25 protein-coding genes are annotated in these 24,489 nt (G+C 71.6%); 10 read left to right on the top strand and 15 right to left on the bottom strand.

Annotated features, from left to right (window positions below):
* Positions 1-35 precede the first annotated feature (35 nt).
* The 4 genes from AB0G47_RS39640 to AB0G47_RS39625 all read right to left on the bottom strand — a co-directional run bounded on the left by AB0G47_RS39640 (position 36) and on the right by AB0G47_RS39625 (position 4,459).
* On the bottom strand, positions 36-1,439 hold the full coding sequence (locus AB0G47_RS39640; protein WP_360780562.1) for a DUF1338 family protein: 1,404 nt from the start codon (positions 1,437-1,439) through the stop codon (positions 36-38).
* Between the two features lie 32 nt (positions 1,440-1,471).
* Positions 1,472-2,665 (bottom strand): FAD-binding oxidoreductase, encoded by a 1,194-nt coding sequence (locus tag AB0G47_RS39635; protein ID WP_360780559.1) that lies wholly within the window; start codon positions 2,663-2,665, stop codon positions 1,472-1,474.
* Positions 2,666-2,858: 193 nt separating this feature from the next.
* Positions 2,859-3,812 (bottom strand): DMT family transporter, encoded by a 954-nt coding sequence (locus AB0G47_RS39630; RefSeq protein WP_360780556.1) that lies wholly within the window; start codon positions 3,810-3,812, stop codon positions 2,859-2,861.
* Positions 3,813-3,844: 32 nt separating this feature from the next.
* Positions 3,845-4,459: a TetR/AcrR family transcriptional regulator gene (locus AB0G47_RS39625; protein WP_360780553.1), complete on the bottom strand. Its 615-nt coding sequence runs from the start codon at positions 4,457-4,459 to the stop codon at positions 3,845-3,847.
* Positions 4,460-4,630: 171 nt separating this feature from the next.
* Here AB0G47_RS39625 and AB0G47_RS39620 point away from each other — a divergent pair, with 171 nt between their 5' ends.
* The 5 genes from AB0G47_RS39620 to AB0G47_RS39600 all read left to right on the top strand — a co-directional run bounded on the left by AB0G47_RS39620 (position 4,631) and on the right by AB0G47_RS39600 (position 9,799).
* Positions 4,631-5,494, top strand: coding sequence for a class I SAM-dependent methyltransferase (locus tag AB0G47_RS39620; protein ID WP_360780551.1), 864 nt, complete (start codon positions 4,631-4,633; stop codon positions 5,492-5,494).
* The gene (locus tag AB0G47_RS39615; RefSeq protein WP_360780548.1) at positions 5,491-6,123 is read left to right on the top strand and encodes a GNAT family protein; all 633 of its coding nucleotides are present in this window, start codon (positions 5,491-5,493) and stop codon (positions 6,121-6,123) included. Before AB0G47_RS39620 ends, AB0G47_RS39615 begins: the two co-directional genes overlap by 4 nt.
* A gap of 213 nt (positions 6,124-6,336) precedes the next feature.
* A complete protein-coding gene (locus AB0G47_RS39610; RefSeq protein ID WP_360780602.1) occupies positions 6,337-7,653 on the top strand; it encodes an MFS transporter in 1,317 nt (438 codons plus the stop codon).
* Positions 7,654-7,742: 89 nt separating this feature from the next.
* Positions 7,743-8,414, top strand: a complete 672-nt coding sequence (locus AB0G47_RS39605; RefSeq protein WP_360780545.1) for a response regulator transcription factor — start codon at positions 7,743-7,745, stop codon at positions 8,412-8,414.
* Entirely contained in the window at positions 8,414-9,799 is a 1,386-nt protein-coding gene (locus tag AB0G47_RS39600; protein WP_360780542.1) for a HAMP domain-containing sensor histidine kinase, read from the top strand. The genes AB0G47_RS39605 and AB0G47_RS39600 overlap by 1 nt, the downstream gene beginning before the upstream one ends.
* Positions 9,800-9,815: 16 nt before the next feature.
* On the opposite strand, the gene AB0G47_RS39595 is transcribed toward AB0G47_RS39600, so the two are convergent.
* Both AB0G47_RS39595 and AB0G47_RS39590 read right to left on the bottom strand, forming a co-directional pair.
* The gene (locus AB0G47_RS39595; protein WP_360780539.1) at positions 9,816-10,829 is read right to left on the bottom strand and encodes a radical SAM protein; all 1,014 of its coding nucleotides are present in this window, start codon (positions 10,827-10,829) and stop codon (positions 9,816-9,818) included.
* Positions 10,826-11,824, bottom strand: coding sequence for a transcriptional regulator (locus AB0G47_RS39590; RefSeq protein WP_360780536.1), 999 nt, complete (start codon positions 11,822-11,824; stop codon positions 10,826-10,828). Before AB0G47_RS39590 ends, AB0G47_RS39595 begins: the two co-directional genes overlap by 4 nt.
* Before the next feature lie 142 nt (positions 11,825-11,966).
* On the opposite strand from AB0G47_RS39590, the gene AB0G47_RS39585 reads away from it, so the two are divergent.
* Positions 11,967-12,821 (top strand): VOC family protein, encoded by an 855-nt coding sequence (locus AB0G47_RS39585; protein WP_360780533.1) that lies wholly within the window; start codon positions 11,967-11,969, stop codon positions 12,819-12,821.
* Positions 12,818-13,768 (top strand): Gfo/Idh/MocA family oxidoreductase, encoded by a 951-nt coding sequence (locus tag AB0G47_RS39580; RefSeq protein ID WP_360780531.1) that lies wholly within the window; start codon positions 12,818-12,820, stop codon positions 13,766-13,768. Before AB0G47_RS39585 ends, AB0G47_RS39580 begins: the two co-directional genes overlap by 4 nt.
* 292 nt (positions 13,769-14,060) lie before the next feature.
* On the opposite strand, the gene AB0G47_RS39575 is transcribed toward AB0G47_RS39580, so the two are convergent.
* The 3 genes from AB0G47_RS39575 to AB0G47_RS39565 form a co-directional block, all read right to left on the bottom strand.
* The gene (locus AB0G47_RS39575; protein WP_360780528.1) at positions 14,061-15,236 is read right to left on the bottom strand and encodes a winged helix DNA-binding domain-containing protein; all 1,176 of its coding nucleotides are present in this window, start codon (positions 15,234-15,236) and stop codon (positions 14,061-14,063) included.
* Between the two features lie 9 nt (positions 15,237-15,245).
* Positions 15,246-15,845 (bottom strand): TetR family transcriptional regulator, encoded by a 600-nt coding sequence (locus AB0G47_RS39570; protein ID WP_360780526.1) that lies wholly within the window; start codon positions 15,843-15,845, stop codon positions 15,246-15,248.
* A 605-nt stretch (positions 15,846-16,450) separates the two neighbouring features.
* Positions 16,451-16,642: a hypothetical protein gene (locus AB0G47_RS39565; protein WP_360780523.1), complete on the bottom strand. Its 192-nt coding sequence runs from the start codon at positions 16,640-16,642 to the stop codon at positions 16,451-16,453.
* 114 nt (positions 16,643-16,756) lie between these two features.
* On the opposite strand from AB0G47_RS39565, the gene AB0G47_RS39560 reads away from it, so the two are divergent.
* Complete coding sequence (locus AB0G47_RS39560) at positions 16,757-16,951, top strand: NAD(P)-binding domain-containing protein (RefSeq protein ID WP_360780520.1); 195 nt, start codon at positions 16,757-16,759, stop codon at positions 16,949-16,951.
* Between the two features lie 338 nt (positions 16,952-17,289).
* On the opposite strand, the gene AB0G47_RS39555 is transcribed toward AB0G47_RS39560, so the two are convergent.
* From AB0G47_RS39555 to AB0G47_RS39545, 3 genes are read right to left on the bottom strand one after another with little or no spacing between them, the layout of a single operon-like run.
* The gene (locus tag AB0G47_RS39555) at positions 17,290-18,264 is read right to left on the bottom strand and encodes a TAXI family TRAP transporter solute-binding subunit (RefSeq protein WP_360780517.1); all 975 of its coding nucleotides are present in this window, start codon (positions 18,262-18,264) and stop codon (positions 17,290-17,292) included.
* The gene (locus AB0G47_RS39550; RefSeq protein ID WP_360780514.1) at positions 18,261-18,926 is read right to left on the bottom strand and encodes a GntR family transcriptional regulator; all 666 of its coding nucleotides are present in this window, start codon (positions 18,924-18,926) and stop codon (positions 18,261-18,263) included. Before AB0G47_RS39550 ends, AB0G47_RS39555 begins: the two co-directional genes overlap by 4 nt.
* A gap of 57 nt (positions 18,927-18,983) precedes the next feature.
* Positions 18,984-20,192 carry a CoA transferase gene (locus AB0G47_RS39545; RefSeq protein WP_360780511.1) on the bottom strand — a complete coding sequence of 403 codons (1,209 nt, stop codon included), beginning with the start codon at positions 20,190-20,192 and terminating at the stop codon, positions 18,984-18,986.
* A gap of 198 nt (positions 20,193-20,390) precedes the next feature.
* Between AB0G47_RS39545 and AB0G47_RS39540 the strand changes: the two genes are divergently transcribed.
* Entirely contained in the window at positions 20,391-21,557 is a 1,167-nt protein-coding gene (locus AB0G47_RS39540) for an acyl-CoA dehydrogenase family protein (RefSeq protein WP_360780508.1), read from the top strand.
* 189 nt (positions 21,558-21,746) lie between these two features.
* On the opposite strand, the gene AB0G47_RS39535 is transcribed toward AB0G47_RS39540, so the two are convergent.
* Positions 21,747-22,322 (bottom strand): cupin domain-containing protein, encoded by a 576-nt coding sequence (locus AB0G47_RS39535; protein ID WP_360780505.1) that lies wholly within the window; start codon positions 22,320-22,322, stop codon positions 21,747-21,749.
* Between the two features lie 125 nt (positions 22,323-22,447).
* On the opposite strand from AB0G47_RS39535, the gene AB0G47_RS39530 reads away from it, so the two are divergent.
* Positions 22,448-22,945: a hypothetical protein gene (locus AB0G47_RS39530; protein ID WP_360780502.1), complete on the top strand. Its 498-nt coding sequence runs from the start codon at positions 22,448-22,450 to the stop codon at positions 22,943-22,945.
* A gap of 15 nt (positions 22,946-22,960) precedes the next feature.
* On the opposite strand, the gene AB0G47_RS39525 is transcribed toward AB0G47_RS39530, so the two are convergent.
* Both AB0G47_RS39525 and AB0G47_RS39520 read right to left on the bottom strand, forming a co-directional pair.
* Entirely contained in the window at positions 22,961-23,320 is a 360-nt protein-coding gene (locus AB0G47_RS39525) for a zinc ribbon domain-containing protein YjdM (RefSeq protein ID WP_360780499.1), read from the bottom strand.
* Positions 23,321-23,374: 54 nt separating this feature from the next.
* The gene (locus AB0G47_RS39520; RefSeq protein WP_360780496.1) at positions 23,375-24,406 is read right to left on the bottom strand and encodes a saccharopine dehydrogenase NADP-binding domain-containing protein; all 1,032 of its coding nucleotides are present in this window, start codon (positions 24,404-24,406) and stop codon (positions 23,375-23,377) included.
* Positions 24,407-24,489 lie beyond the last annotated feature (83 nt).

Below are 24,489 nucleotides of genomic sequence, written 5' to 3'. Positions count from 1 at the left end.
CCTGGGTGAGGTGTGCGGGTGGGGGCGGAGGGGTTTCAGCGGGGGTGCGTGCCGTCGAGGCTCAGGCCCAGTTCGCGGCCGACCCGGGTGATGGAGAGGCTCTGCTGACGCTCGTACAGGGCGAACGGGTCGAGGACCTCGCGGCCGATGGCGTCGGAGAGCCAGTCGCTGTCGTACGCGGCGCCTTCCTGGCCGGTGTTCCGGGAGCCCTCGCCGCTGAGGTTGGACTGGAAGATGCCGGCGGCGGAGCGCGGCAGAAAGTCCTCGTAGACGACGGGTTCGGCCCGCACCCAGCCCTGGTCCACCAACTCGCCTATGGTGGCTGGGAGTTGGGCGTCGCTTGTACGGGCTCGGTCGGGGGTGACGCTGTAGGTGAAGTAGGCGAGCTCCTGGGCGGCGAGTTCGCGCTCGCTGCCGGGGACGTGCTCGGCCCACAGGGCGCGGGCCAGTGCGGTGCGGTCCGCGGCCGGGCGGGCCGTGGCCTGGTCGTCGACGAGGGCGAGCAGCCGGTCGTAGAGTGCGCGGCCCGCGGGCGTGAGGGCGATGCCGCGGGCCTCGACCTCGCCGAACCGCACCCGCAGCGCGCCGCGCGTGACGGTGCCGTCCGGCCGGCGCAGGGCGCGCGGTTCGGCCAGGGCGCGGAAGGACGTCTGGCGCAGCAGCAGATCGGGACCCTTCCAGTCGGGCGGGCCCTGGATGGCGTCGATCATCTCGATGCCCCGGTCGGTCATGCGCCGGTACAGCTCGTCGATGTCCAGGACGCGCGGGGTGAGGTGGTTGATGTGGGTGGAGCCGACGCCGCCGATGTCAGCGGCGACCGCGGAGACCTTCTCGAGCTCCGCGTACCAGGCCTGGTCGATCGGCTCTGCCGACAACTCGAAGGCATGGACGGCCAGTTGGAGGAAGCGCTCGGCCTCCGCTTCGGGCAGCTCGCGCTCGGCACCGGCCCGGTCGGCCAGGGCGAGCAGCTCCGGCGGGAACAGCTCACGCCCGGCCAGGAACGTCTCCAGGCGGGCGCGCAGGTCGGCGTCGAAGAAGCGCGGGTCAGCGGGCGTGAGCAGGGAGGTGAACACCCGGAAGGGATTGCGCGCCAGCTCCTCGGCGTCCACGGGGCGGAACGCCGTCGACACGACGGGCACCGCGCTCGCGGCCGCCTCCCGCAGGTCGTAGAAGCCGACCGGACGCATGCCGAGCGCGCCGAAGACCCGTGCGACATCGCGCAGTTCGGCGGGGGTGCCCACGCGGATCGCGCCGTGCCGCTCCGCGGTGACCCGGCCGATGGAGCCGAGCCGTTCGGCGTCGGCGCCCCGCGCGCGCAGGACGTCCTCGTTCACCTCGCGCGAGACGTCCACGAGCGTGGTGTAGGCGGGGACCTCACGCCCGTACATCTCCGAGAGCCGGACGGCGAAGGCGGCTCGCAGCCGCCACTGGCTGATCATGAAAGGCCTGCCTTTCGAAGCGGGTGGACGAGTCATACGACGTGTGCCTCCGGGCGGATCGCGGCCCCGGCCCGGAACCGCTCGGCGCTCATCGGAGCTATGTCGACGCACGGCTCCCGCTCCAGGTGCAGATCGCGCACGATCTCGCCGACGGCGGGTGCCTGAAGGAATCCATGGCCCGAGAACCCGGTGGCGTAAAGGAAGTTGGACACTTCGCCGGAGCGGCCGATCAGCGCGTTGTGATCGGGGGTGACCTCGTAAAGCCCCGCCCAGCCGTCGGCGACCGGCATCGCGGCGAGCGCGGGGGCGCGGTGGCGTACGACGTCCCGGAACAGGCCGAGCCACTCCGGGGTCCACGTGGTGTCGAAGCCGTCGGGCTGGCCCGGGTCGGCGAGGCCGAACAGCAGGCCGTCGTCGCTGTTGTGGAAGTACGCCGACGACGTGAAGTCGATGGTGAAAGGGATCCGCGGGGCCGACGGCGACAGCGGTTCGGTGAAGGCGAGTTGGCGGCGCACCGGCCGGACGGGCAGGTCCACGCCGGCCATGGCGCCGATCTGCCCGGACCAGGCGCCCGCGGTACAGATGACGGTGGCGCAGGCGATCGTGCCGCGGTCGGTGTGCACGGCGCTGACGCGGTCGCCTGCGGTGTCCATGCCGGTCACGCGGGTGTGCGTGGCGAACCGGACGCCCGCCCGGGCCGCCGCGTAGGCGTACCCGCGCACGACCAGGGCGGGGCGGGCGTGCCCGTCGGTGGGGGAGTGCACGGCGGCCACCAGGCCCTCGGCGCTCACATAGGGGCACAGGCGCCGCGCCTCTGCCGCGTCGACCATGCGGCTGGGCACGCCCATCCCGTTCTGCAGCCGGACGCTTTGCTCGAACTCGGCGGCCTGCGTCTCACTGGTGAGCAGGAAGAGATAGCCCACGGTGTCCAGGCGGATGCCGGCGCCCGGCCGGTGCGGAAAGTCCTGGAAGGCGCGCAGACTGCGCCGGCCGAGCTCGATGTTGAGGGGGTCGGAGAAGTGGGCGCGTACGCCGCCGATCGGTTTGCCGGAGCTGCCGCAGGCGAGCTCGCCGCGTTCGAGGACGACGATGTCGCGCACCCCGGCCTCGGCGAGGTGGAAGGCGATGGAGGCACCCATCACGCCCCCGCCGACGATCACGACGTCGGCGCTCGACGGGAGGCTGTGGAAGACGGGGGCGCGGGACGTACCGGGCGATGAGGACAAGAGACCGATCCCTTCCAGAGGCCGGCGCCCGGTCCAACTGCGCCTGACGGGGCGGCAGTTCACGGGCGGCGCGGCGTGGGCAGTCAGAAACTTGCGGGACGCTGATCAGCTGGCTGCCCGTCATCGTGACGCACCCCGACCGCCGGCGTCCATGAACAGTTCCTCCGCTTCTCCGCCGTCGCCCCGAGGCACCTCAGGCCCCGGGGCGTACAAGGCCCTCTCGCGCCGCATCCTCTCCCACGACCGGCCCCCGCACCCGCCCTCGGCGCCGGGTGGCGCCCGGCGGTCTTGTGAGGACGGCGAGGCAGGCGATGATCAGGGCGATGCCGCTCCAGCCGGTGGTGGGGAGGCGTTCGCCGACGACCAGGACGGCGAGTACGGCGGCGACGGCCGGTTCCAGCAGGGTCAGGGTGGTCGCCGTGCTGGCGGGCACGTGTGCGAGGCCCCAGCCGAACAGGACGTACCCGGCGAACATGGGGATGAGCGCCATGTAGGTGCCCACGGCCGCGTTGGACCAGGAGTTGATGAGCGGCGCTCCGGTGGCAAGCAGGACGGGCAGGAGGAGCAGGCCACCGAGGCCGAAGACGCATCCCATCGCCGCACGGGAGGGGATCTCGCGGGTGATGAGGCGGTGCGCGGCCCAGGAGTAGAGGGCGTAGGTCGCGGCGGCGACCAGGCCGAGGCTCACGCCGAGCAGGGTGTCGGCCACCGATGACGGGCCCCCGCCGTCGGCGGCCTCGGCGACGCACAGCAGGACGGTGCCGAGCAGGCCGAGGGCCGCCGCCAGCATCCAGCGGCGCGTGAGCCGGCGGCGGTCCATGACGCGTTCGATCAGGGCCGAGGCGAGGGGAGCGGTGCCGAGCGACACCACGGTGCCGACCGCGACCCCTGCCAGGTGCATGGAGCTGTAGAACGCCAGCGGATAGACGGCCACCGCGACCGCGCCGAGCACTACCGTGCCGCTCTGGGCGTGAAGACGGGCCGCGTGGCGGGCGATCTGAGGCGCGGCGACGAGGGCCTGGAGGAGTCCGCCAAGGCCCATGGCCACGGCGCCGATGGCGAGCGGGCCCACGTCCGGCGCGAACGTCGCGGCCGTGCCCGTCGTGCCCCAGAGAACTGAGGCCGCAAGTACGCACAGTGCGCCCATCCCCGCGGACTGGACTCGTCCGTCGGGCCGCTTCACATCCGGTCCAGGAGGGTGGCCGCCATGGCGCGGGCGTGCTGGAGGCGGCCGCCGTCGCCTTCCAGACCGGCACGGGCCATCGCGCCCTCCAGCAGGAAGGCGAGGTGCTCGGCCGTCGCATGCGCATCGTCGGGGCGCTCGGGCAGCAGCTCCTCCAGGTGGCCGGCGATCAGGCGCTCGACCTCCTCCTTGTGGGCGCGCACCACGGCCCGGCCGTCGTCGCCGGCCGGGAGTTCGGCGGCGGCGTTGAGCAGTCCGCAGCCGCGGAAGCCGTGCTCGTAGGCGAAGGCCGCGTGGTCGGCATAGGCGTCGAAGACCGCCAGAACGCCCTCGCGCGGACCCTTGGCCCGATCGAGCCGTGCCCGGTACAGGCCGAGCCACTCCTCGTGCCGGGCGTCCAGGTAGGCGCGGACCAGGTCGGCCTTGGAGGAGAAGTTGTTGTAGAGGCTCATCTTCGCCACGCCGGCCTCGGCCGTGATCGTGTCGATGCCGGTCGCCGCCACACCGTCCGCGTAGAAGCGGCGGGCAGCGGTTGCGAGCAGCCGCTCCCGGGCCGGCCGCCGCCGCCCCCGCTCCGGCGTGGACGTCCTCGCATCCGCGGTCTCGCTCATCACAGTCCAAACTGGGTAGGTAGGTCTACCTAGATTAGATGAAGGGCGGTAGTCATGAAAGCAGGGCGGGGGCGGCTTCCGCGGAAGGAAATCCCACTGAATGAGTGATCTATCCGCGCAGAGGAGTGACGCTCCTTGCTGGGGCGCCGACCGGGTTGTGACCATCGCCCGATGGACGGACGGAAGCGGAATGCTGAGCTGGACGGCGTCGCAGAGACGACGCTATGGACGTTGCATCACCGCGCTCTGGCCGCGAGGAACCCGGGCTCTGCCCTGACGGACCCGAAGGCGATCGAGGTGATCGACGCCGTCGACTACCCCTTTGAACGGCGGTTCGGCACCGGCAACTGGGGCCTGGCACAGGGGATGGCGGTACGGGCACGCTGTTACGACCGAGAGGTGCGCCGCTTCCTCGAGGACCACCCGGACGGCACGGTCGTCTCGCTCGGGGAGGGTCTGGAGACGCAGTTCTGGCGGGTGGACAACGGCAGGGTGCGCTGGCTCGGGGTCGATCTGCCCGAAGTCGCGGAGCTGCGGCGGCGGTTGCTGCCGGACGCGCCGCGCCACCGCACGATGGCCTGCTCGGCCACCGACCCGCGGTGGATGGACGAGGTGGACGCCTCGCGCGGGGTGCTGATCATCGCCCAGGGGATGCTGATGTATCTCCCGCTGGACGTGGTGCACCGGCTCATCGAGGCGTGCGCCGCCCGTTTCCCCGGAGCGGAGTTCGTCTTCGACACCCCGCCCGCCTGGATGGCCGCCCGCACCGCACGGGGGCGGTGGAAGTACCCCGCCGGATACCGGCCGCCGCCGATGCTCTGGGGGATGACACCGGCGCATCAGCGGGGGCTCCACGCGGTGCATCCGAACATCGCCGCCGTACGAGCGGTTCGGGAGCCACGGGGCCGGGGTTTCCTCTGCGGGTGGCTGCTGCCGCTGGCCGGCCTTCTGCCCGCGATCCGCGCGCGAAAGCCGCTCTGGGTGACGCGTGTGTCTTTCGGTCTGACGGAACATCACCAAGGAGTCAACAAATGACGGATTGCCCGGCAGCCGAGCAGGTCTGCGCGCCGCGAGCACCGAGCAGGGCCGTTCTCGTCGAAGGCGCCACGCTGCGGCTGCGGGAATTCCTGCCCGGCGATGTCGAAGGCGTACTCGGCATTTTCGGCGACCCGCGCACCACCCGCGAGTTCGGCATGCCGCCCTTTGAGCGCGCCGACGCCGCCGCGCTGGTCGAGCAGGCCAGGGCGGGCGCCGCGCGGACTCCTCGCACGCACTACCGGCTTGGCGTCAGCGAGATCGCCACGGGCGAGCTGATCGGCTCGGCGAAGCTGATCGTCGAGGACCAGTCGGGCGAGGGCGGCATGGTCCGCGTCGGCTACCGCAGCGCAGAGGTCGGTCTCGCGCTGCGCGCCGACCGGGTGAGCTTCGGCCACAGCGTCGAGATCGGCTTCCTGCTGGGTGTTCTGGGCTTCGACCGGCTCGGACTGCACCGCGTCTGGTCGGGGTTCATGCCGTCCAACGTCGCCGCGCAGCGGGCCATCGAGAAGGCCGGCATGGTCCGCGAGGGAGTGCTGCGCCACTACGGCCACGTGGACGGCGTGTGGCACGACATCGTCCAGTACTCGATTCTCGAGGACGACTGGAAGTCCCTCTGCGGCCGGTGAGCGGCCGGTGAACCGCCGGGGCGAACGTTAGCCGCATGTTAGATCTCGGACCCGACCGTTGTCGGATGATCCTTCGCGCGGTGAACCTGCGGGGGCCTGCTGCTCTGCCTGCGGGCGAAATACCCGCAACGTGTGAGGAGATGCCCGGTGACAACGTCACTTCCCGGCACCGTCGACAGCCCGCCGCCACCCGCAAGGAGCCCCTGGAAGGCGCTGGTCGGCGGCTCGATCGGCAATCTGGTCGAGTGGTACGACTGGTTCGTCTACTCCAGCTTCGCCGTGTACTTCGCCTCGTCGTTCTTCCCCGAGGGAAACTCCACGGCGCAGCTCCTGAACACCATGGGCATCTTCGCCGTCGGGTTCCTGATGCGCCCGGTCGGCGGGTGGCTGCTCGGCCGGCTCGGCGACCGCAAGGGGCGCAAGGCGGCGCTGACCGCGACCGTGAGCCTGATGTCGGCGAGCGCACTGCTCATCGCCATCGCGCCGACGTACGACCAGGCCGGATACCTCGGCGTCGTGGTGCTGCTGGTCGCCCGGTTGCTGCAGGGACTCTCGGTGGGCGGCGAGTACGCGGCCAGCGCCACCTATCTGACGGAAGCGTCGGCTCCGGGCCGGCGCGGCTTCGCGTCGAGCTTCCAGTACGTGTCGATGACGCTGGGCCAACTGTGTGGCCTGGCCCTGCAGATGGTGCTGCAGCGGACCATGGACCCGGACACGCTCACCTCCTGGGGGTGGCGGATCCCGTTCTTCGTCGGCGCACTCGGCGCTGCGGTCGTCTTCTACCTGCGCCGCAATCTCCTGGAGACCGAGGCCTACGAGGAAGAGGAGGACGTGGCCACGGATCCTCGCGCCGGCCGCGGCACATTGCGCGCCCTTGCGCCCTACAAGCGGGAGTTGGTGCTGGTCCTCGCCCTGACGCTGGGCGGTTCGGTTTCGTACTACACGTACACCACATACCTGACCAAATACCTGTCGAACACCGCGGGCCTCGCCAAGCAGGACGCCACGCTGGTGAGCTTCTGCGCGCTGACGGTGTTCATGTGTCTGCAGCCGCTGGGCGGCATGCTGTCGGACCGGATCGGGCGGCGTCCGCTGCTGATCGCGTTCGGCGCCGGATCGATGTTCGGGAGCGTGCCGCTGCTCTCCGCGCTCGGCGGCGTGGACGGATTCTGGCAGGCCTTCGGTCTGATGCTGATCGCCCTGGTGATCGTCACCGGCTATACGTCGATCAACGCGGCCGTGAAGGCGGAGCTGTTTCCCACTCATATCCGGGCCCTTGGCGTGGCTCTGCCCTATGCGCTGGCGCAGGCGCTGTTCGGCGGCACCGCCGAGTACGTGGCGCTGTGGTTCAAGAACGCCGGCATTGAGTCGGGCTTCTACTGGTACGTCTCGGGCTGCGCCGCGGTGTCCTTCGTGGTGTACCTGGCGATGCGCGAGACGCGGGACATCGCGCTCAAGCGGTCGGAGCGCGAAGCGGCGGCGGGGGAGGGGAAGCCGGCGGATGCGGTCGCCCAGCCTGCCGGGCGATGACCCGGGTCACGGGCCGTAAGGCCTGATCAGAGGCGGCGTACCCTGTCCGGGATCAATGGGGCGGGGTACGCCGAATCGAGGAGTGACGGATGCAGGTGCTGCTCGTCGAGGACGACGACCGGCTTGCCGAGGTCCTGGGCCAGGCGCTTGCGGCGCGGGGTCACCGCACGGTGCGGGCCGGGCGGGCCGACGACGCGCTGCGGCTGAAGCAGGGCATGGACTTCGTGCTGCTCGACCTCGGCCTTCCGGACCTGGACGGACTGCAGCTGCTGCGCAGGCTCCGCAAGGTGTCCGCCGTACCCGTCATCGTGATCACCGCGCGCTCGGACGAGGGCACCGTGCTCCAGGGACTGCGCTCGGGAGCCGACGACTACCTGGTCAAGCCGTTCCGCATCGAGGAACTCCTTGCCCGGATGGACGCGGTGATGCGCCGCACCGGACGGACCGGCTCAGGTCCCGCGCCCGCGCCTCAGACCGTCCGGGTGGGCGACGTGGCGGTCGACCTGCGCGCCCGGGAGGTGACCGTGGCCGGTCGGCCCGTCGCCCTGACCCGGCGTGAGTTCGACGTCCTGGCGCTGCTCGCCCGCGAGCCGGGTGTGGTGCGGGCGCGCGAGGAGATCCTGGACGCGGTGTGGGGCGACGCCTACTTGGCGGTGTCGCGGTCGCTCGACGTACACATAGCCGGGATCCGCGCCAAGACCGGCTGCCCCGGCCTGATCCGCACCCTGCGCGGCACCGGCTACCGCCTAGCCGAGGACTGATGCGCCGCCGCCTGCGCCTGACGTACGTCCTCCTGATCGGCGCGCTGCTCGGTGCCCTTGCCGTCCCGCTGGGCCTTGCCTACGCACAGCAGCGCACGCACCAACTGCTCCTGGACCGCCGCGCGGACGCCACCCACCTGGCCGGTCTCGCGGAACAGGCGGTACGGGAAGGCGGTCCGGCCGAAGCGGACCTGGCGGCGGAGGTCCGCAGGTACACCTGGCTCTACGACGCCGGGGCCGAGGTCAGGGACGCCACCGGAGAGGTCCTCGCTGCCGGCGGCGGCGTCGGCGACGGCGCGCGCGACGCCCGGCACGGAGCCCTTGCCGGGCGGACCACGGAACGGCTGCCGCTGGTGACGCCGTTCGCGCCGCGGCGGGTCACGGTGGCCGAACCCGCGGGCCGGGACGCCCAGGTCGTCGGCACTGTCCTGCTGGTCGCGCCGGCGGACGCGGCGCGCCGGGACGTCGCGCTGGTGTGGGCGGCGCTCGCCGGGGGCGCCGTCGCGATGTTCGCCGCGGCCTACGTGGCGGCGGGCCGCCTGGCCCGGTGGACGCTGCGGCCGGTGGCGGAGCTGGACGCGGCGACGGAGGCGATCGCCGCGGGGCAGCTGCATGCGCGGGCTCCGGTCGGCGGCTCAGGGCCTTCGGAGCTGCGGCGCCTCGAGGAGCGGTTCAACGCGATGGCCGACACGGTGGCCGCGGTGGTGGAGCGCCAGCGGGCGTTCGTCGCGGATGCCTCGCATGAGCTGCGTACGCCGCTTGCCGTGCTGACGCTGCGGGTGGAGAACCTGCGGTCGGAGCTGACCGACCCCGGATCGCAGGACTACGAGCGCGCCCTCGACGAGATCGACCGGCTCAGCGCCCTGCTCGACGACCTCCTCGCCCTCGCCCAGGTGGAGAGCGGCACGCCCGCCGCCGTGGAACCCGTGGAGGTGGTGGGCGAGGTGCGGCCGAGGCTCGATGCCTGGTCGGAGGTGGCCGAGGCGCGCGGGATCGACTTCGCCGTCCGGCTGCCCGGGGAGCTGGCCGCCCGCTGTGTGCCGCAGACCGCGGGGCGGGTCCTGGACGTCGCGGTCGACAACGCGCTGAAGTTCACCCCGGAGGGCGGGCGGGTCGAGGTGAGCCTGGCCGAGGCCGCGGGGGAGGTGGTGTTGCGCGTCGCCGACGACGGACCGGGGCTGCCGCCCGATGAACTCGCCGTGGCCAGGGACCGGTTCTGGCGCTCGCCCCGGCACTCCAACGTCGACGGCAGCGGGCTCGGCCTCGCCCTCGCCGATGAGCTGGCGCGTGCGAGCGGCGGCAGCTTGGACCTGCTGCCGCGGGAGCCGCGCGGCTTGGTGGTGCGGTTGCGGCTGCCGCTTGAGCGTTCGGAGGCCCGGCAGTAGCGGTGCGGCTGTCACTTCAGTTGTGGGTGGTGCAGGCCCTCTGACCTGCCGAGCCAGGGACGGACCGGCGCGCGTGACTGACGTGCCGCACGTAGTCCTGCCAGCGGGGCAGCCCGTGGTGCGCGGCGCGGGCGTGGATGTGGGCGGTGACCTCTTGTACGTAGCGCGGGGGCATGGCGCGGCGGGTGGTGAAGTCGGCGGCCAGGCGTTGGTGGAGGTGGGGCGGGAGGACGCGGGCGGACTGGGTGAGGAACCAGTCGCGGGCGCCGGGGCTGATCCGCATGACGTCGGGGAAGACGGTGACGGCTCCGGCCTCGGCGCAGGCGTCGACGAGGGCGTCGAGCGCGTCGGGGTGGTCGCCGGCGTGCGGGATGACGGGCGCGATGAGGACTCCAGCGGGGACTCCGGCCGCCCGCAGGGCCGCGATCGTGTCGAGGCGGGCGCGGGGTGGAGCCGCGTCGGGTTCGAAGGCGCGCCAGACCCGGTCGTCGAGGGAGCCGAGCGAGGTCATGACCAGGACGTCGGTGATGCGGGCGGCCTCGGCGTAGAGGGGGATGTCGCGGCGCAGGAGCGCGGACTTGGTGGTCGTCGTGAAGGGGACGCGGTAGTCGGTCAGGGCGTTCAGGATGCCGGGCATCAACTGGTAGCGGCCTTCGGCGCGTTGGTAGCAGTCGGTGGAGGTGCCGACCATCACCCACTGGTCGCCGGTCTTTCCGGTGCGCAGTTCGCGGCGCAGGACGGCGGCGGCGTTGGTCTTGACGTAGAGGTGGGTCTGGAAGTCTTCGCCGGTGTCGTGGCCGAGGTGGTGGTGGCCGTCGCGGGCGAAGCAGTAGGTGCAGGCGTGGGTGCACCCGCGGTAGGGGTTCAGCGTCCAGCCCATGCCGCCGGGCTCGGCGCCGGGCAGGCGGTTGAGGAGGGTGCGGGCCCGGGTCTCGTGGAAGGTGACGCCTTGGAAGTCCGGTGACGGGGGCGGAGCCGGGGTCACGGCGGAGGCCGGGAAGAGGGCGGGGTACGGGTCGGTGGCGTTCACCGGTCCGCCTCCTCGCGGCTCGGCGCATCGCTGAGCGTGCGGCCGGCACCGAAGAGTTGACGTCCCAGCTCCTCCAGGTGCGGGGCGAGTTCGGGTGAGCCGTGGAGTATGGCGCCGGCGCCGAGGTTGAGGAGCTGTACGGCGATGTGGAGGGGGTTGTCGGCGCTGATGTCGACGGTGCAGGTGTGGTCGCCCTGCGGCCGCACGCGCTCGGGCAGGGCTCCGGTGCGCGCGCGGACGGTGGCGGCGTCGAGGGGGACGGTGGCCCGGGCGGTGTAGCGGGCGGGGGCGGTGGCGATGGTGGTGGCGACGTGCGCGGCCGGGTCGTCGGCAGGCAGCTCGCGTGGGGTGAACCGGCGGCCGGTGGGCGAGACGGCGGCCAGGCGGTCCACGCGGAAGGTGCGCCAGCCGTCCTTGCCCAGGTCGTGGGCGACGAGGTACCAGCGGTTGCCGGCCGCCACCAGCGCGTGGGGCTCGACGCGGCGGGCGGTGGCCTCCGTGGCCTGCCGGGAGCGGTAGTCGAAGGTGACGGCCTCGTGGTCGCGGCAGGCGGCTGCCAGGGCCGCGAGGGCGCCCGGGTCGGCCTGCGGGCCGCCGCCCCAGGCCAGGGGCACCGTGGCCGTCTGCAACGCGGACACCTGGTGACGCAGGCGGGCGGGCAGCACCTGCTCCAACTTGGCGAGCGCGCGCACGGCCGTCTCCTCGATGCCGGTGACACCGGAGGTGGCGGTGCGCAGGGCGACCGCGATGGCGATGGCCTCCTCGTCGTCGAGGAGGAGCGGGGGCAGATCCGTACCGGCCGCCAGACGGTAGCCGCCCGCGTGGCCGGTGGTGCCCTCGACCGGGTAGCCGAGCTCGCGCAGGCGGTCGATGTCGCGGCGGACGGTGCGGCCGGTGACGCCTAGGCGTTCGGCCAGTTCGGCGCCCGACCATTCGCGGCGCGTCTGCAGCAGGGAGAGCAGCCGGAGCATGCGGGCGGGCAGGTCCTGGGTCATGCCGTTCAGGCTGCCAGTCTTTTAGGGCGTGACGTGTCCTAAAAGGAGTCTAGCGTCGGAAACGGATCGAAAGCGTCCGGCGGGATCGCGTCGGACGACGCCACATCACCCCTCGTCACCCCTCACAGGAGGAGGAACCGGCATGAGCTTCATGGACCCGGGAAACGTCGTCTGGTTCGAGATCAGCACCGCTGACGGCCAGGCAGCCAAGGACTTCTACGGCCCGCTCCTCGGCTGGAGCTTCGCCGTCGACCCGGACTCCTCGGTCGGTGGCGTCACGTACACGCGGATCATGGCTCCGGGCATGCCGTACCCGATGGGCGCGGTCTACGAGAACTCCCGCAGCCCCGAGGAAACGATCAACGCCTCCATCGTCTCCTCGGACGTCGCCGCCGACCAGGACAGGCTGGAGAAGCTGGGCGCGACCGTGGTCGTCCCGGCGACGCAGGTCTCCGATGTGACCGCGTTCGGCCGTATGGCGGATCTGCGGGGCAACGTGTTCTCGCTGTTCCAGAACGACCAGACCCCAGAGCGGCTGAAGGACTTCGCCGAGCAGGGGCAAGCGCAGATGCAGGAGATGGCGGCCAAGCCGGTGCCCGGCTCGTTCGCCTGGTTCGAGATCGGCACCACCGACGCCGAAAGCACCGAGGACTTCTACCGTCGCGCGTTCGGCTGGCGCATAGAGCAGGACAAGAGCGCGGGCGGCAAGCCCTACTCCAACATCTTCACCGGCAATCCGTGGCCTTCCGGCGGGCTGTACGACCACGGGGCGGACGGCGTCGACTACCTGATGCCCGCCTTCCTCGTCCTCGACGTGCCCGCGACGGCCGAGCGGGCCCAACAGCTGGGCGCCACAGTGGAGTTCGGCCCGGATGCCAACCCCGACGGACTCGTCTACGCCCGGATCATCGACCCGCGCGGCAACCGCTTCGGTCTCTTCTCCGCCCCGGTCGACGCTCCCACCCCCGCTTCGACGGACGAGCAGGTGACGGCATGAGGATCGCTCTTCTCGGCACCAACTTCGGCCAGGCGCACGCCGCCGTCTACGCCGCGCGCGGGGACGTGGAAGTGGTGATGTTCGGCCGCGATCCGGAGAAGACCGAAACGGTGGCCGGACAGTTCGGATTCGCCGCCTCCACCGACCTTGACCAGGCGTTCGACGGCGACTTCGACCTCGTCGACATCTGCCTGCCCGTCCCGCTCCACACCGCGTACGTGCTGCGTGCGCTGGAGGCGGGCAAGCACGTCCTGGTCGAGCTTCCGCTCGCCGACAACCTGGCGGACGCACGGCGCGTGGCCGAGGCGGCCGAGCGCAGCGACAAGCAGGTGTTCGTGGACATGTACGAGCGGTTCATCCCGGCCAACCGGGTCCTGTTCGACGCCGTACGCGAGGGCACTTACGGGCGTCTGGAGCAGCTGGCCCTGTGGAACCGGACGGCCCACCTGTGGCCGGGGTTCTCCCTGGGCCTGAAGGTGCTGCCGCTGGAGGCCATGCACGGCGACATGGACATCGTCATCCGCACCCTCGGCAAGCCCCAGGGCCTGGACGTCACCACCGTCGCCCGCGACGACGACAGCGCAGCCATCGAGGCGGTCCTGCGCTTCGACGGGGCCATGGCCCGGGACTCGGTGTCCTCGCTGCTGCCCATGCCGTGGGGCGCCCGCGGCGGCTACACCGCCACCTTCGCCCAGGGAGTCCTCGAGTCGCGGTCGACGATGGGCTTCGACGGCAAGCCGACCGGCACCCTCACCGCCTACACCCCTGATGGCGTACGGGAGTTGGAGCTGCCGCCCGCCGACCAGTACGCGGCGATGATCGACCACGTCCTGGCGTGCCTGCGCGGCGAGGCCGACAACGAGATCGCCCCCGCGACCGTCCTAGACGCCCTCGAACTGACCCTGGACGTCGACCGGATGGCCAACGGAGCCGTCGACCGACGATGATCCCGCCCATCGGATTCGGGACTTGGCAGCTGAAGGGCGATGACGCCTACCGAGCCGTCTCGGTGGCCGCCTCCTCGTTGCTGTTCCAGCTTGGTCAGGGCCCGCAGCGAGGTCTCGCGTGGGGCCTGAAGCAAGGAGAGGAGCTGGAGAGGAGTTTCTACCGATTTGCCCCGACAGGAGAGGAGCCCGCCATGACCGCCAAGGGACCGCACCATGCTGATCTCCCACGTGCCCGGCATGGACAAGACCCCGGGCGCGGACCGGACGGTCGTCCACTCCAAGCTCCAGTCGCTCAGGAGGCGAGATCGCGCTCCAGTGGGGTTCGGTAGGCAGGGGTGAAGCGACGATCGCCGAGGAAGGACGCGGTCCGCTGCGCCTCGGCCTCAATGGCCGCACGGGCCTGTCGGCCGGGATCGTCGAGCAGCCGCCAGTTCAAGGTGCCGTCCTTGCGCTGGGCCCAGCCGCCGACGATCCGGCCGTCCCACCACACGGTGGGGCCGATGTTGCCCATCCGGTCGAAGAGCGCGGGGACGTGGGCGGGGTCGAGGTAGAAACCGCGGTCGCGCCAGCCCATGGGGGTGGGGTCGAGAGCCGGCAGCAGGACGGCCGAGGGCCCGGCGCCATCGACCGGTTCCTCCAGATCCTCGGCCAGGGCATACCCCATACCCTCGTCCAGGTCGACGTCCACCGCTCCCGAGGCGGCCAATGCCTTGCGGGTGTCGGTGAGCGTCCAGCCGGTCCACCACTTCAGATCGGCGACCGTGCCGGGGCCGAAGGCGCCAAGCCAGAGCCGGACCAGCTCGGCCCGTGCCGTGGCCGGGGTGAGCTCGGGGAGTTCGGGCGCCAGGGTCCAGGCGTGCTGGTTGCTGGTCCAGCCACCCCGCCGTGTCCCGCGCACGACGTGCCCGTCGGCGGCCAGGACGAACAGCAGGTCGGCAGCAACGCTGCGGCGCGACTCGTACCGCTTGCCGGGTGCGACGACGATCTGCCGCTCCAACCCGCCTACTTCGGCGGCCAGTTCACCAGTGGTCGCCTCGCCCCGCTCGGCAAGGACGGACAGGGCGGCACGGGACACCTTCGCCAGCCACCGCTCGTCCCCGATACCGGACAACTCCAGCTGCCGCAGCAACTGCTTCCTGCGTACGGCGGCGTTGGGCCGCCCGGATGCCGCAAGGAGCACCGGAGCAAGACCGGTCGGCGTCACGAAGAGGGTGCAGCGCATCGCGGTCATCCGCAGGAGCGACTCCCGCTCGTACAGCTCCCGCTCCACCGCCTCGGGGCGGGGGTCGGCGAGCCGGGCCGCGACGGAGAGGTGGACGGTCGCCGCGTCGGTGGCGTGCAGCGCAAGGACGGACCGCGCCACCTCGCGTACGCGGCCTGCCCGCACCGCGGGGTCCAGGAGTTGGCGGCGCACCAGTCGGGCGCGGCGCTCACCGGCAGTGATGCGGGGACGGGCGAAGCTGCTCACGGTGGCTCCTCAGCTGTCCTGGGGTGTCGCGGCGCCGGAGCTGGCGGTAAGGATGAGCCGCAGGATGCCCTCCACCTCGCTCCGGCTCGGGGGCTCACTGCCTGCCAGACCCCGCAGAGTCAAGCCGTTGGCGGCCACGGCGGCGGCGCGGGCGGTGAGCGGGTCGACATACCGGGACAGGGCATCGACGCTCGCCTCGATGTAGCGATCGGCGACCGGCCGCAGCGCCGGGCGGCGCAGCGCGGCCAGATACAGCTCGAACTCCACGACCTGCTGGTCACGTTGAGGACCGAAGCTGCCCATCAACGCGTCGGCGAGCAGCACGGCGAGCTGCTCCGGGGTGAGCTGCGGGCGCCGGGCCACCCACTCGTCCAGATAGGCCACGAAGCGGTCGACGGAGCGCTGCAGGGCCGCCTTGATCAGGTCGTCCTTGGTGGCGAAGTGGTACGTCGTCGCCCCCAGCGGCACCCCGGCCTCCTCGGCCACCGCCCGGTGGGTCACCCCCTCGATGCCGCGGGCACCGATGACCCGCTCGGCGGCGGCGGTGACCTCCTCGGTCCGCGCCCGCGGGTCGTACCGGCGCCGCGCGGGGCCACCCGTGTCTGCCATGGCCGTGTCCCTCCCGGGAGTCTCGTACGCGAACAGAGGAGAAGAGTTCTGAACAGAAGTACCAATCCTATCCGAATATCCCGCACCCGGCAGCTCGCCACTCAATCTTCCTCTTCAGGAGCGAGTGCGGCCCGAGTCTCACGCGGAGGGCGGAGACTTCCAGGCGCCGACGAAATCACCTATGCCCTATTTGCCCACACCTCTGGACAGAGTTCAGTACCTATGTACTAATTGGAATGCAAGCCACGTCGCGGGTACCGCGTGGAGGCGCACGCCGCGCACCACCACGCTGTGCGGCGCCCTCATTCATCCCTGAATTCATCCCCGAACCGGCCCTCATTGCCGGGCCTCGCCCACCCTCCCCACGGAGCCCGTCATGATGAACGTCTCCCCCTGCCTGGCCGTCAAGGACCCTCTGGCCACCGCCGCCTTCTACGAGAAGCTCGGCTTCGGCGTCCTGGACACCGGGCCCCTGAACCCCGAACACCCGCTGCTGATCATCACGCATCGAGGCAAGCCCGCCCTGATGATCCAGGGGGACGAAAGCTTGCGCGCCCTGCTGCCCACCATGCAGCCCGCCAACGGCTGTTCGGGCATCCACTACTTCATTCTTCTTCCGCGACCCGGACGGCTACATCCTCGGCATCTTCGGCCCCGACGACCCGGCCATGATCCCCCGGCCCGACGAAAGCGCCTGACCACGTCATGCACACCCCCGCCATCTCGGCCTGCCTGGGCGTCCACGACGTCGCGACCACGTCGACGTCATGAAAGGCCCCGTAGCTGCGGGCGGTCACCCGGCGCTCTGCTTTCGCGACCTCAACGGCTACGTCATCGGGGTCACCCAGAAGACCGGGCACTGACCCCCACCCACGCCTTCGCAAACACCCCTCGCACACAAGGAGTTCGCCATGAAGACCACGAAGATCGCAGTCCTGGGCACCGGCGGCGGAGGCCGCGCGCACGCCGCCAAGCTGAGCGAGCTGGGCCACGAGGTGTACGTCGGCACCCGCGATGTCGAAGCCACCCTGGCCCGCACCGAGCCCGACATGATGGGCAACCCGCCCTACACGGCATCGACGGCCACAACGCCGTCACCGCCCTGACCGCCATCGCCGGCCAACTGGCCGGCAAGACCCTCATCGACTACGCCGTGCCCTACCTCTACGGCGCCGAAATGGACCACCCCTGGCCCACACCGTGGGGCACCATGCCCAAGCTCGATCCCTGCGACACCGACAGCCTCGCCGAGCAGATCCAGCGCGCCTCACGCGGACCAAGGTCGTCAAGTCCTTCGTCACCCAGGAACAGCCCACATGCACGGAGCCATCGGCCTCGCCCTCGGCATGGGCCATCACTTCGGAGTAAAGGTTGTCCGCTGACGACCCAGTTGCCGCGCCTGTCGCCGCAGCCGTAGGCGGCGCCGGCAACGGCCGCTCCCCCCTCAGCCGTAAGCACCGCGGTAGTAGGCGACAGCCCCGGGATGCAGCGGCACGCTGCCGGTGCCGATCGCGTACCGCTCGTCGAGATAGCCGCCCGGCACCTCGGGGCCCGGCAACTGCTCCCTGGCCTCGAACATCACCCGGGTCACCGCCTCCGCCACCTGCGCGGAGAGGTCGCGGCGGGCCACCAGATAGCTGGGGACGCCCACCGTGGGCACCGCGTGCGGCACTCCGTAGGTGCCGGCCGGCACCTCCACCGGGACGTAGGGCGCACCGTGGCGTTCGCGCAGTGCTGACGCCTGGCCGTCGAGCGGCAGCAGACGCACCGGTGTCCCGGCCGCGAGGCGGGTGATCGCCGCGGTGGGGATGGTGCCGCACCAGAAGAGGGCCGCGACGTCGCCGCGCGCCAGGGCCCGCGTGGACGCGTCGAGATCGAGCCGCACCTCCCGCACCGGACGGGACAGGCGGGCGGCGGCGAGTACCCGTTCGGCGACCACGGCGGTGCCCGAGCCCGCCGCGCCCACGGCGACCCGGCGACCGGCCAGGTCCGTCAGGCTCCGTAGAGGGGAGTCGGCGGGGACGGCGAGGTGGAGGTAGTTGAGGTAGATCCGGGCCAGTGCCCGTACGCGGACGGGGGTCCGGAAGCCGCCCGCGCCGGCCCGCGCGTCCGCGGCGGTGTCCCCGAGGGACAGGGCGAGATCGGCGTCGCCCGTCGCGAGGAGACGCAGGTTCGCGACGCTGGCCGAGGTGTGCAGGACGCGGGCCCTCAGCCCCGGCTCCCGGGCGCCGAGCTCGCGGGCAAGACGCTCCCCGAACCGGGCGAAGGGGCCGCCCCACGCACCTGTCGCCAGGGTGAGACGGGCCGTCGGTCCTTCGGACCCTCCCGGCAGGCATCCGGATGCGGCGGCGAGCAAGGGGAGGGCGGCCGCGGTGGCGCCCAGGACGGCCCGCCGGCCGGGACCCGGGGCCGGTGTCACTGCGCCTCGAGGATCTCGCGCAGGGTGTCGACGGCGTGCGCGCGGTGCTCGTCGAGGTGCCGGACGGCGCTCTCGACGTCACCGGCCCGCAGCGCCTCGACGATCGCGCGGTGCTCGTGGACGACGCGCTCCCGGTTGGGCGATGCCACGTAATACAGGGAGCGGTAGGCGTCCGTCGCGTCCCACAGCGTGGAGATCAGCCGGATCAGCCGGGGCATGCCGGACGCCTCGATGAGGGCGAAGTGGAAGCGCCGGTTGGCGGCGGCCATGGCGCTGACGTCGCCGGCCTCGCTCGCCTCCTCCACGGCGCGCTCGGCCTCGTCGAGCGTGTCGAGGAGCGCGGGGGAGAGCCGGGTGCAGGCCTCGCGGACGGCCTCGGCCTCGAGGAGTTCGCGGATGCGGTACACCTCGCGCAGGTCGTCGAGGGACAGCTCCGTGACGAAATAGCCGCGGTGCACCCGGTGGACGACCATGCCTTCGCCCTCGAGGATCTTCAGCGCCTCCCGCAGCGGCACCCGGCTCACCTCAAGCCGTTCGGCGAGCGCGTCCTGCCGGATCGCGGTGCCCGGTTTCAGCTCGCCGCTGGTGATGGCGCGCCGCAGTTCGTCCAGGACGAACTGCTGGGCGGTCGGTGGCCGCCGCCGCTGTGCCGTGCTGCTCATCACCCGTCACCTCTTCGTCTCCGGCGCCCGGTACTCGGTCACGCCGCGTCCATCTTCCTATCCGGCCGCATCCGGTGCGTCCGCGGCCCCGGCCTGCTCGAGGCCGAGCTCGGCGAGGAGCGCCGCGGTGTCCTCCCCGAGGCGTGGCGGCGCGGTGCGGTAGGCGGCGGGCGTGGCGCCGAGCCGGATGGGGTTGGCCACCTGGGCGGCGGGTGTTTCCCGGCGCGGGTCGTCGATCGCCGTCCGCGGGTCGAGCCCCAGGCGCTCGGCCAGGTCGAAGGCCGCAGCCATGTCGTTGATCGGGCCGCAGGGCACCCCGGCCGCGGTCAGGTGCTCGAACCACTCGTCCGCGGTCCGCGCGGACAGCGCCGCGGCGAGCTCGGGCAGGAGCTCCTCCCGGTGGGCGACCCGCGCGCTGTTCGTCGCGAACCGCTCGTCGTCCGCGAGGTCCGCCCGGCCGATGCTCGTGCACAGAGTGCCGAACTGCCGGTCGTTGCCGACCGCGAGGACCAGCGGCCGGTCCTTCGCCGCGATCACTTCGTACGGAACGATGCTCGGGTGCCGATTGCCCATGGCCTGCGGCACCACCCCCGCACCGACGTACGCCGAAGACTGATTGGTCAGCGCCGACAGGAGTGACGACAGCAGGGACACCTCCACCTTCTGGCCGGCGCCGGTGCGCTCGCGGTGCCGCAGCGCGGCGAGGATGCCCATCCCGGCGTGCAGGCCGGTGATCACGTCCACCAGGGCCACGCCCGTCTTGGTGCCCTGCCCGCCGGGCTCCCCGGTGACGCTCATCAGGCCGCCCATGGCCTGTACGAGGAGGTCGTAGCCGGGCAGCCGGGCGCCGGCGTCGGTGCCGAACCCGGTCACCGAGCAGTACACCAGGCCGGGGTTGAGGGCCCGCATCTCCTCGTATCCGAGGCCGAGGCGGTCCATCGTGCCGGGCCGGAAGTTCTCCACGACGACGTCCGCGCGGGCCACGATCGCGCGGGCCGCCTCCCGCCCCGACTGCTGACCGAGGTCGAGCGTGACCGAGCGCTTGTTGCGGTTGACGCCGAGGAAGTACGTGGCCTCGCCGTCGGCGAAGGGCGGGCCCCAGGCCCGGGTGTCGTCCCCCGTGCCCGGCCGCTCGATCTTGATCACTTCGGCGCCGAGATCGGCGAGGAGCATGGTCATGTACGGCGCCGCGAGCACCCGCCCGAAGTCGGCGACGACGATCCCTGACAGCGCCCCCTGGGGGGCGGGGCTGAACTGGCCCGGCATGGCGGCTCCCTTCCTCTGGCCCGTGAATCCCTGGCCCGTGAACCTACGCACGGCGCTACGGATAATCAATACTGGATCCAAAATCCGATCTGGGGCTAGCCTATGCCCGACCGACCCCGCACACCACGACCCGCACACCACAACCCGTACACCCCGATCCGCACACCACGACCGCACACCCGATCCGGAGGCCGCCCCATGCGCACCCACCCCTTCGACCTCTTCGCCATCGACGGCCTGCTCACCGAGGAGGAGCGCGAGATCCAGCGCACCGTCCGCACCATGGGCGAGCGCGAACTGCGCCCGCAGGTCGCTCAGTGGTTCGAGGACGGCGCCATACCCGCCCGTGAACTCGCCCGCGAACTGGGCAAGTTGGGGGTCCTCGGCATGCACCTGGAGGGCTACGGCTGCGCCGGTACCAGCGCGCTGTCCTACGGCCTCGCGTGTCTCGAACTGGAGGCCGTCGACTCCGGACTGCGCAGCCTGGTGTCCGTCCAGGGCTCCCTCGCGATGTACGCGATCTGGAAGTACGGCTCCGAGGAGCACAAGCAGGAATGGCTGCCCGGGATGGCCGCGGGCGAGAAGATCGGCTGCTTCGGCCTGACCGAGCCCGACGCAGGATCGGACCCCGGTGCCATGCGCACGACGGCCCGGCGCGACGGCTCCGACTGGATCCTCGACGGCACCAAGATGTGGATCACCAACGGCTCGGTGGCCGACGTCGCCGTCGTCTGGGCCCGCACCGACGACGGCGTGCGCGGCTTCGTCGTCCCCACCGACACCCCCGGCTTCTCCGCCCCCGAGATCAAGCGGAAGCTGTCGCTGCGCGCGAGCGTCACCAGCGAGCTCGTGCTCGAAGACGTCCGCCTGCCCGCCGAGGCCATGCTGCCGTCCGCGCGCGGGCTCTCCGGACCGCTCGGCTGTCTGAACGAAGCCCGCTTCGGCATCGTCTTCGGCGCACTCGGCGCCGCCCGCGACTGCCTGGAGACGGCGATCTCCTACGTCGGCGACCGCACCGTCTTCGGCCGCGCCCTCGCCTCCTACCAGCTCACCCAGCAGAAGCTCGCCGACATGACGCTCGAACTGGGCAAGGGCATGCTGCTCGCGCTGCAACTCGGCCGCCTCAAGGACGCGGGGCGGCTGACGCCCGAGCAGATCAGCCTGGGCAAGCTCAACAACGTACGCGAAGCCATCGCAATCGCCCGTGAGTGCCGCACTCTGCTCGGGGCCAACGGCATCACGCTCGAATACCCGGTGATCCGCCACGCCAACAACCTCGAGTCGGTCCTCACCTACGAGGGCACCAGCGAGGTCCACACCCTGGTGATCGGCAAGGCCCTGACCGGCGAGGGCGCCTTCCGCTGAGCTGTCAGTCCGTATAGACCTCGGCCCGGTCCACGCTCACGAACGACGTGGGCATCGACAACGTACGCGCCGCACGCGAAGCCACCGAGCACCTGCCGTCGGCCCCGCCCGGACGCGCTGCTCTGTAACGCGTCGAGGGGGCCGACGGCGGTCCGACCCGGGATCACCGGGTCGGGCACCGGCTCATCGTCAGGGAAAGCGCGGGGGGTTGATGTCGGCGGCATCGGGCTCGCCGCCCAGGACGTACAGCTCCGGCAGGTTGACCACGACGGCCTCCTGCGTGCTGCGGGCGATGACCACGACCGCCTCTTCGCCGGGGCTGGGGTTCTCCTCGCGGTGCGGTACGTACGGAGGGACGAACACGTAGTCGCCCGGTGCCGTGCGGATCCGGATCTCCTGCGGGGTCCCGCCGGAGTCGTCGAGGAAGACGAACTCCGGGTGGCCCTTGATGACATGGATGGCGGTCTCGGACGCGCCGTGATGGTGGTTGGAGGAGGCGGTGTTCGGGGCGACGTGCGTCTGGCCCATCCAGATGTGCTCCGAACCGACGCTCCGCCCGCTGATCGCGGCGAACCGCCGCATGCCGCCCGTCTGCGCCGTCTCCCCGTCCAGGGCGTCGGCGCGGATGTGATGCAGGCGGGAGTTGAGCGGTGGCGCCCCGGCCTCATGGCCGGGGAGGTCGGGGTGGAAGGCGTCACGAGGAGCGGCGGCCGACTCGTCGTCGGAGGGCGAGGACGAGGGCGAGGGTTCGGTGTGCGGGGCCATCGGAGCATCCTGCCACCACGGATCGTCCTCTGTGCCCCACCTCACTTTCCGCCGCGTATACGCCACCGTACAAACGGGCTATCGTCGCCATATACGCATCCGTATAAGTGAACGGAGACAGCGAGATGACCGTCGCCTTCGACGAACGTGAACGCAAGATCGATGGTGCCGTGGGAGTGCACCGTCTGCCCGAGTCCTTCCGCGCGCTGAGTTCTCTGTCGGTCATCGATTACGTCGACCGCTTCACCATCGCCACGGATGTCGTCGCCTCGCCGGAGCGGTGGGCCCGGGCCATGTTCGGCGATGTCCCCAGCCCCGCCGAGCGGTTCATCTGGCGCGGTCTGCTCGGGATCCGGCTCAGCCGGGGGCGATCGCCGCAGACCGTGGCCGGCTGGCGGATCGCCGAACGCGGCGAGGACTGGATACGGCTCGAGGCCGCCTCCTGGTTCCTGACCGGCAATCTTGTCGTGCGGGCGGCCGATGGGCGGGTGTCGCTCGGCACGTTCCTGCGCTACGACCGGTGGTTGGGCCGACTGCTGTGGCCCCCGCTGTCCGCCGTCCACCGCCGACTGGTGCCGGGGGTGCTGCGCGACGCGGAGGCGAAGGTGCGAACCGTGCGCTGAGGATGAAGCGGGCCGCTACGCCTTCTTGACCACGCTGGACTTGAGCTGCATGGGGCCGAATCCTTCGATCTTGCAGTCGATGTCGTGGCCGTCCACGCCGTCCGCCACGAGGCGGATGTTGCGGACCTTGGTGCCCGCCTTGATCCCGGCCGGGCTGCCCTTGACCTTCAAGGTCTTGACCACGGTCACCGTGTCGCCGTCGGCGAGCACATTGCCGACCGAGTCCTTGATGACCGCGGGCGCACCACCGGCGTCGGGGGTCTCGGCGGATGCCGGGGACCACTCGTGCCCGCATTCCGGGCAGACCAGCAGTGCGCCCATCTCGTAGGTGTAGGCGCCGGCGCACTCGGGGCAGGGGGGAAGGTTCTCGCTCACGGCAGCAGTCTAGGTGCTGACCAGGCAAGATGCCGCGGCGGCCGGTCCTGCCGGTCAGTTCGGAAGCTCGACCGACAGGTACGGGTGCAGCGCCTTCAGGAAGTCCGCCGCGTCGAACATCGCGCCGGCCGACGCGACTCCCGTGGTGCGGGTCTGCCCGGTCAGGACGCGCCGCACGGCCTCCACCGCCAGGGGAGCGGTGACGGCGTAGATGTCCTGGCCGCGGGCCGTGGCGCGCCGCTCGACGCCATCGGCGCGGACCATGACGTCGACGACGAACGTCTGGTCCGAACGGCCCAGGTCGTCGACCGGCTCCGGCGCCGGTGTGTCCTCGTCGGCCAGGTCGCGCGCGGCGTCCGCGGCCATGTACGTGCGGACTTCGGGTACGGACACGTGGCTGGGGACGGTGACGACATCGGCCATGGTGAACTCCGCGAGCACCGCCCGCCGGCCGAGCGGCTCGGGGAAGTCCCAGTCCTGCTCCGGCAGCTTGTCGTCGTGGTACTCCAGCGCCCCGCCCGCGAACCGCACCCTTCGGCCCCCGCGCCGGTCATGGGACACCTCGCCCGCGGCCCGGGTGCCCGCCGTGGGATGCCAACTGGTCAGCCCGTAGGCGACATGCGCCTCGTCGGCGGCGGTCCACTCGCCCATCGCCGCGGTCACCAACAGATCGCCGAGACCGCCGAAGAAGGCCATCGCGGGCACCACGGGCACGTCTGCCTTCCGGGCGGCTTCCGCATGATCGGTGAACATCGCGACGTTCGCCTCGATCTCCGCCGCGACATCGACGTACGGGATCCCCGCGCGCAGCGCAGCCTCGACGACCGGGCCTCCCGTCACCGCGAACGGCCCGGCGCAGTTGATGACCGCCGCCGCTCCGGCGAGGGCCCGGTCCAGCGAGCCCGCGTCGTCCACGGTGGCCGGCCGCACCTCCACATCCCCGAACTCGGCGGCCAGCGCGGTCAGTTGGTCCGCGTTGCGGCCGGAGACGATCGTGCCGAAGCCGCGTCTGCGCAGTTCGGCGACGATGAAGCGACCGGTGTGCCCGGTCGCGCCGTAGACCACAACTGCTCCTGTTGTACCCATGGTTCCCCCGCTCTCGATGTGCTGATGGGCCCAGTGTTGCCGCCGATGCGGCCCGACCGTGATGGTCCGGAACGACAACACCC

It is taken from the genome of Streptomyces sp. NPDC021622, from assembly GCF_040640795.1.
GTDB lineage: Bacteria > Actinomycetota > Actinomycetes > Streptomycetales > Streptomycetaceae > Streptomyces.
This window is presented reverse-complemented; position numbering and strand designations above follow the sequence as displayed.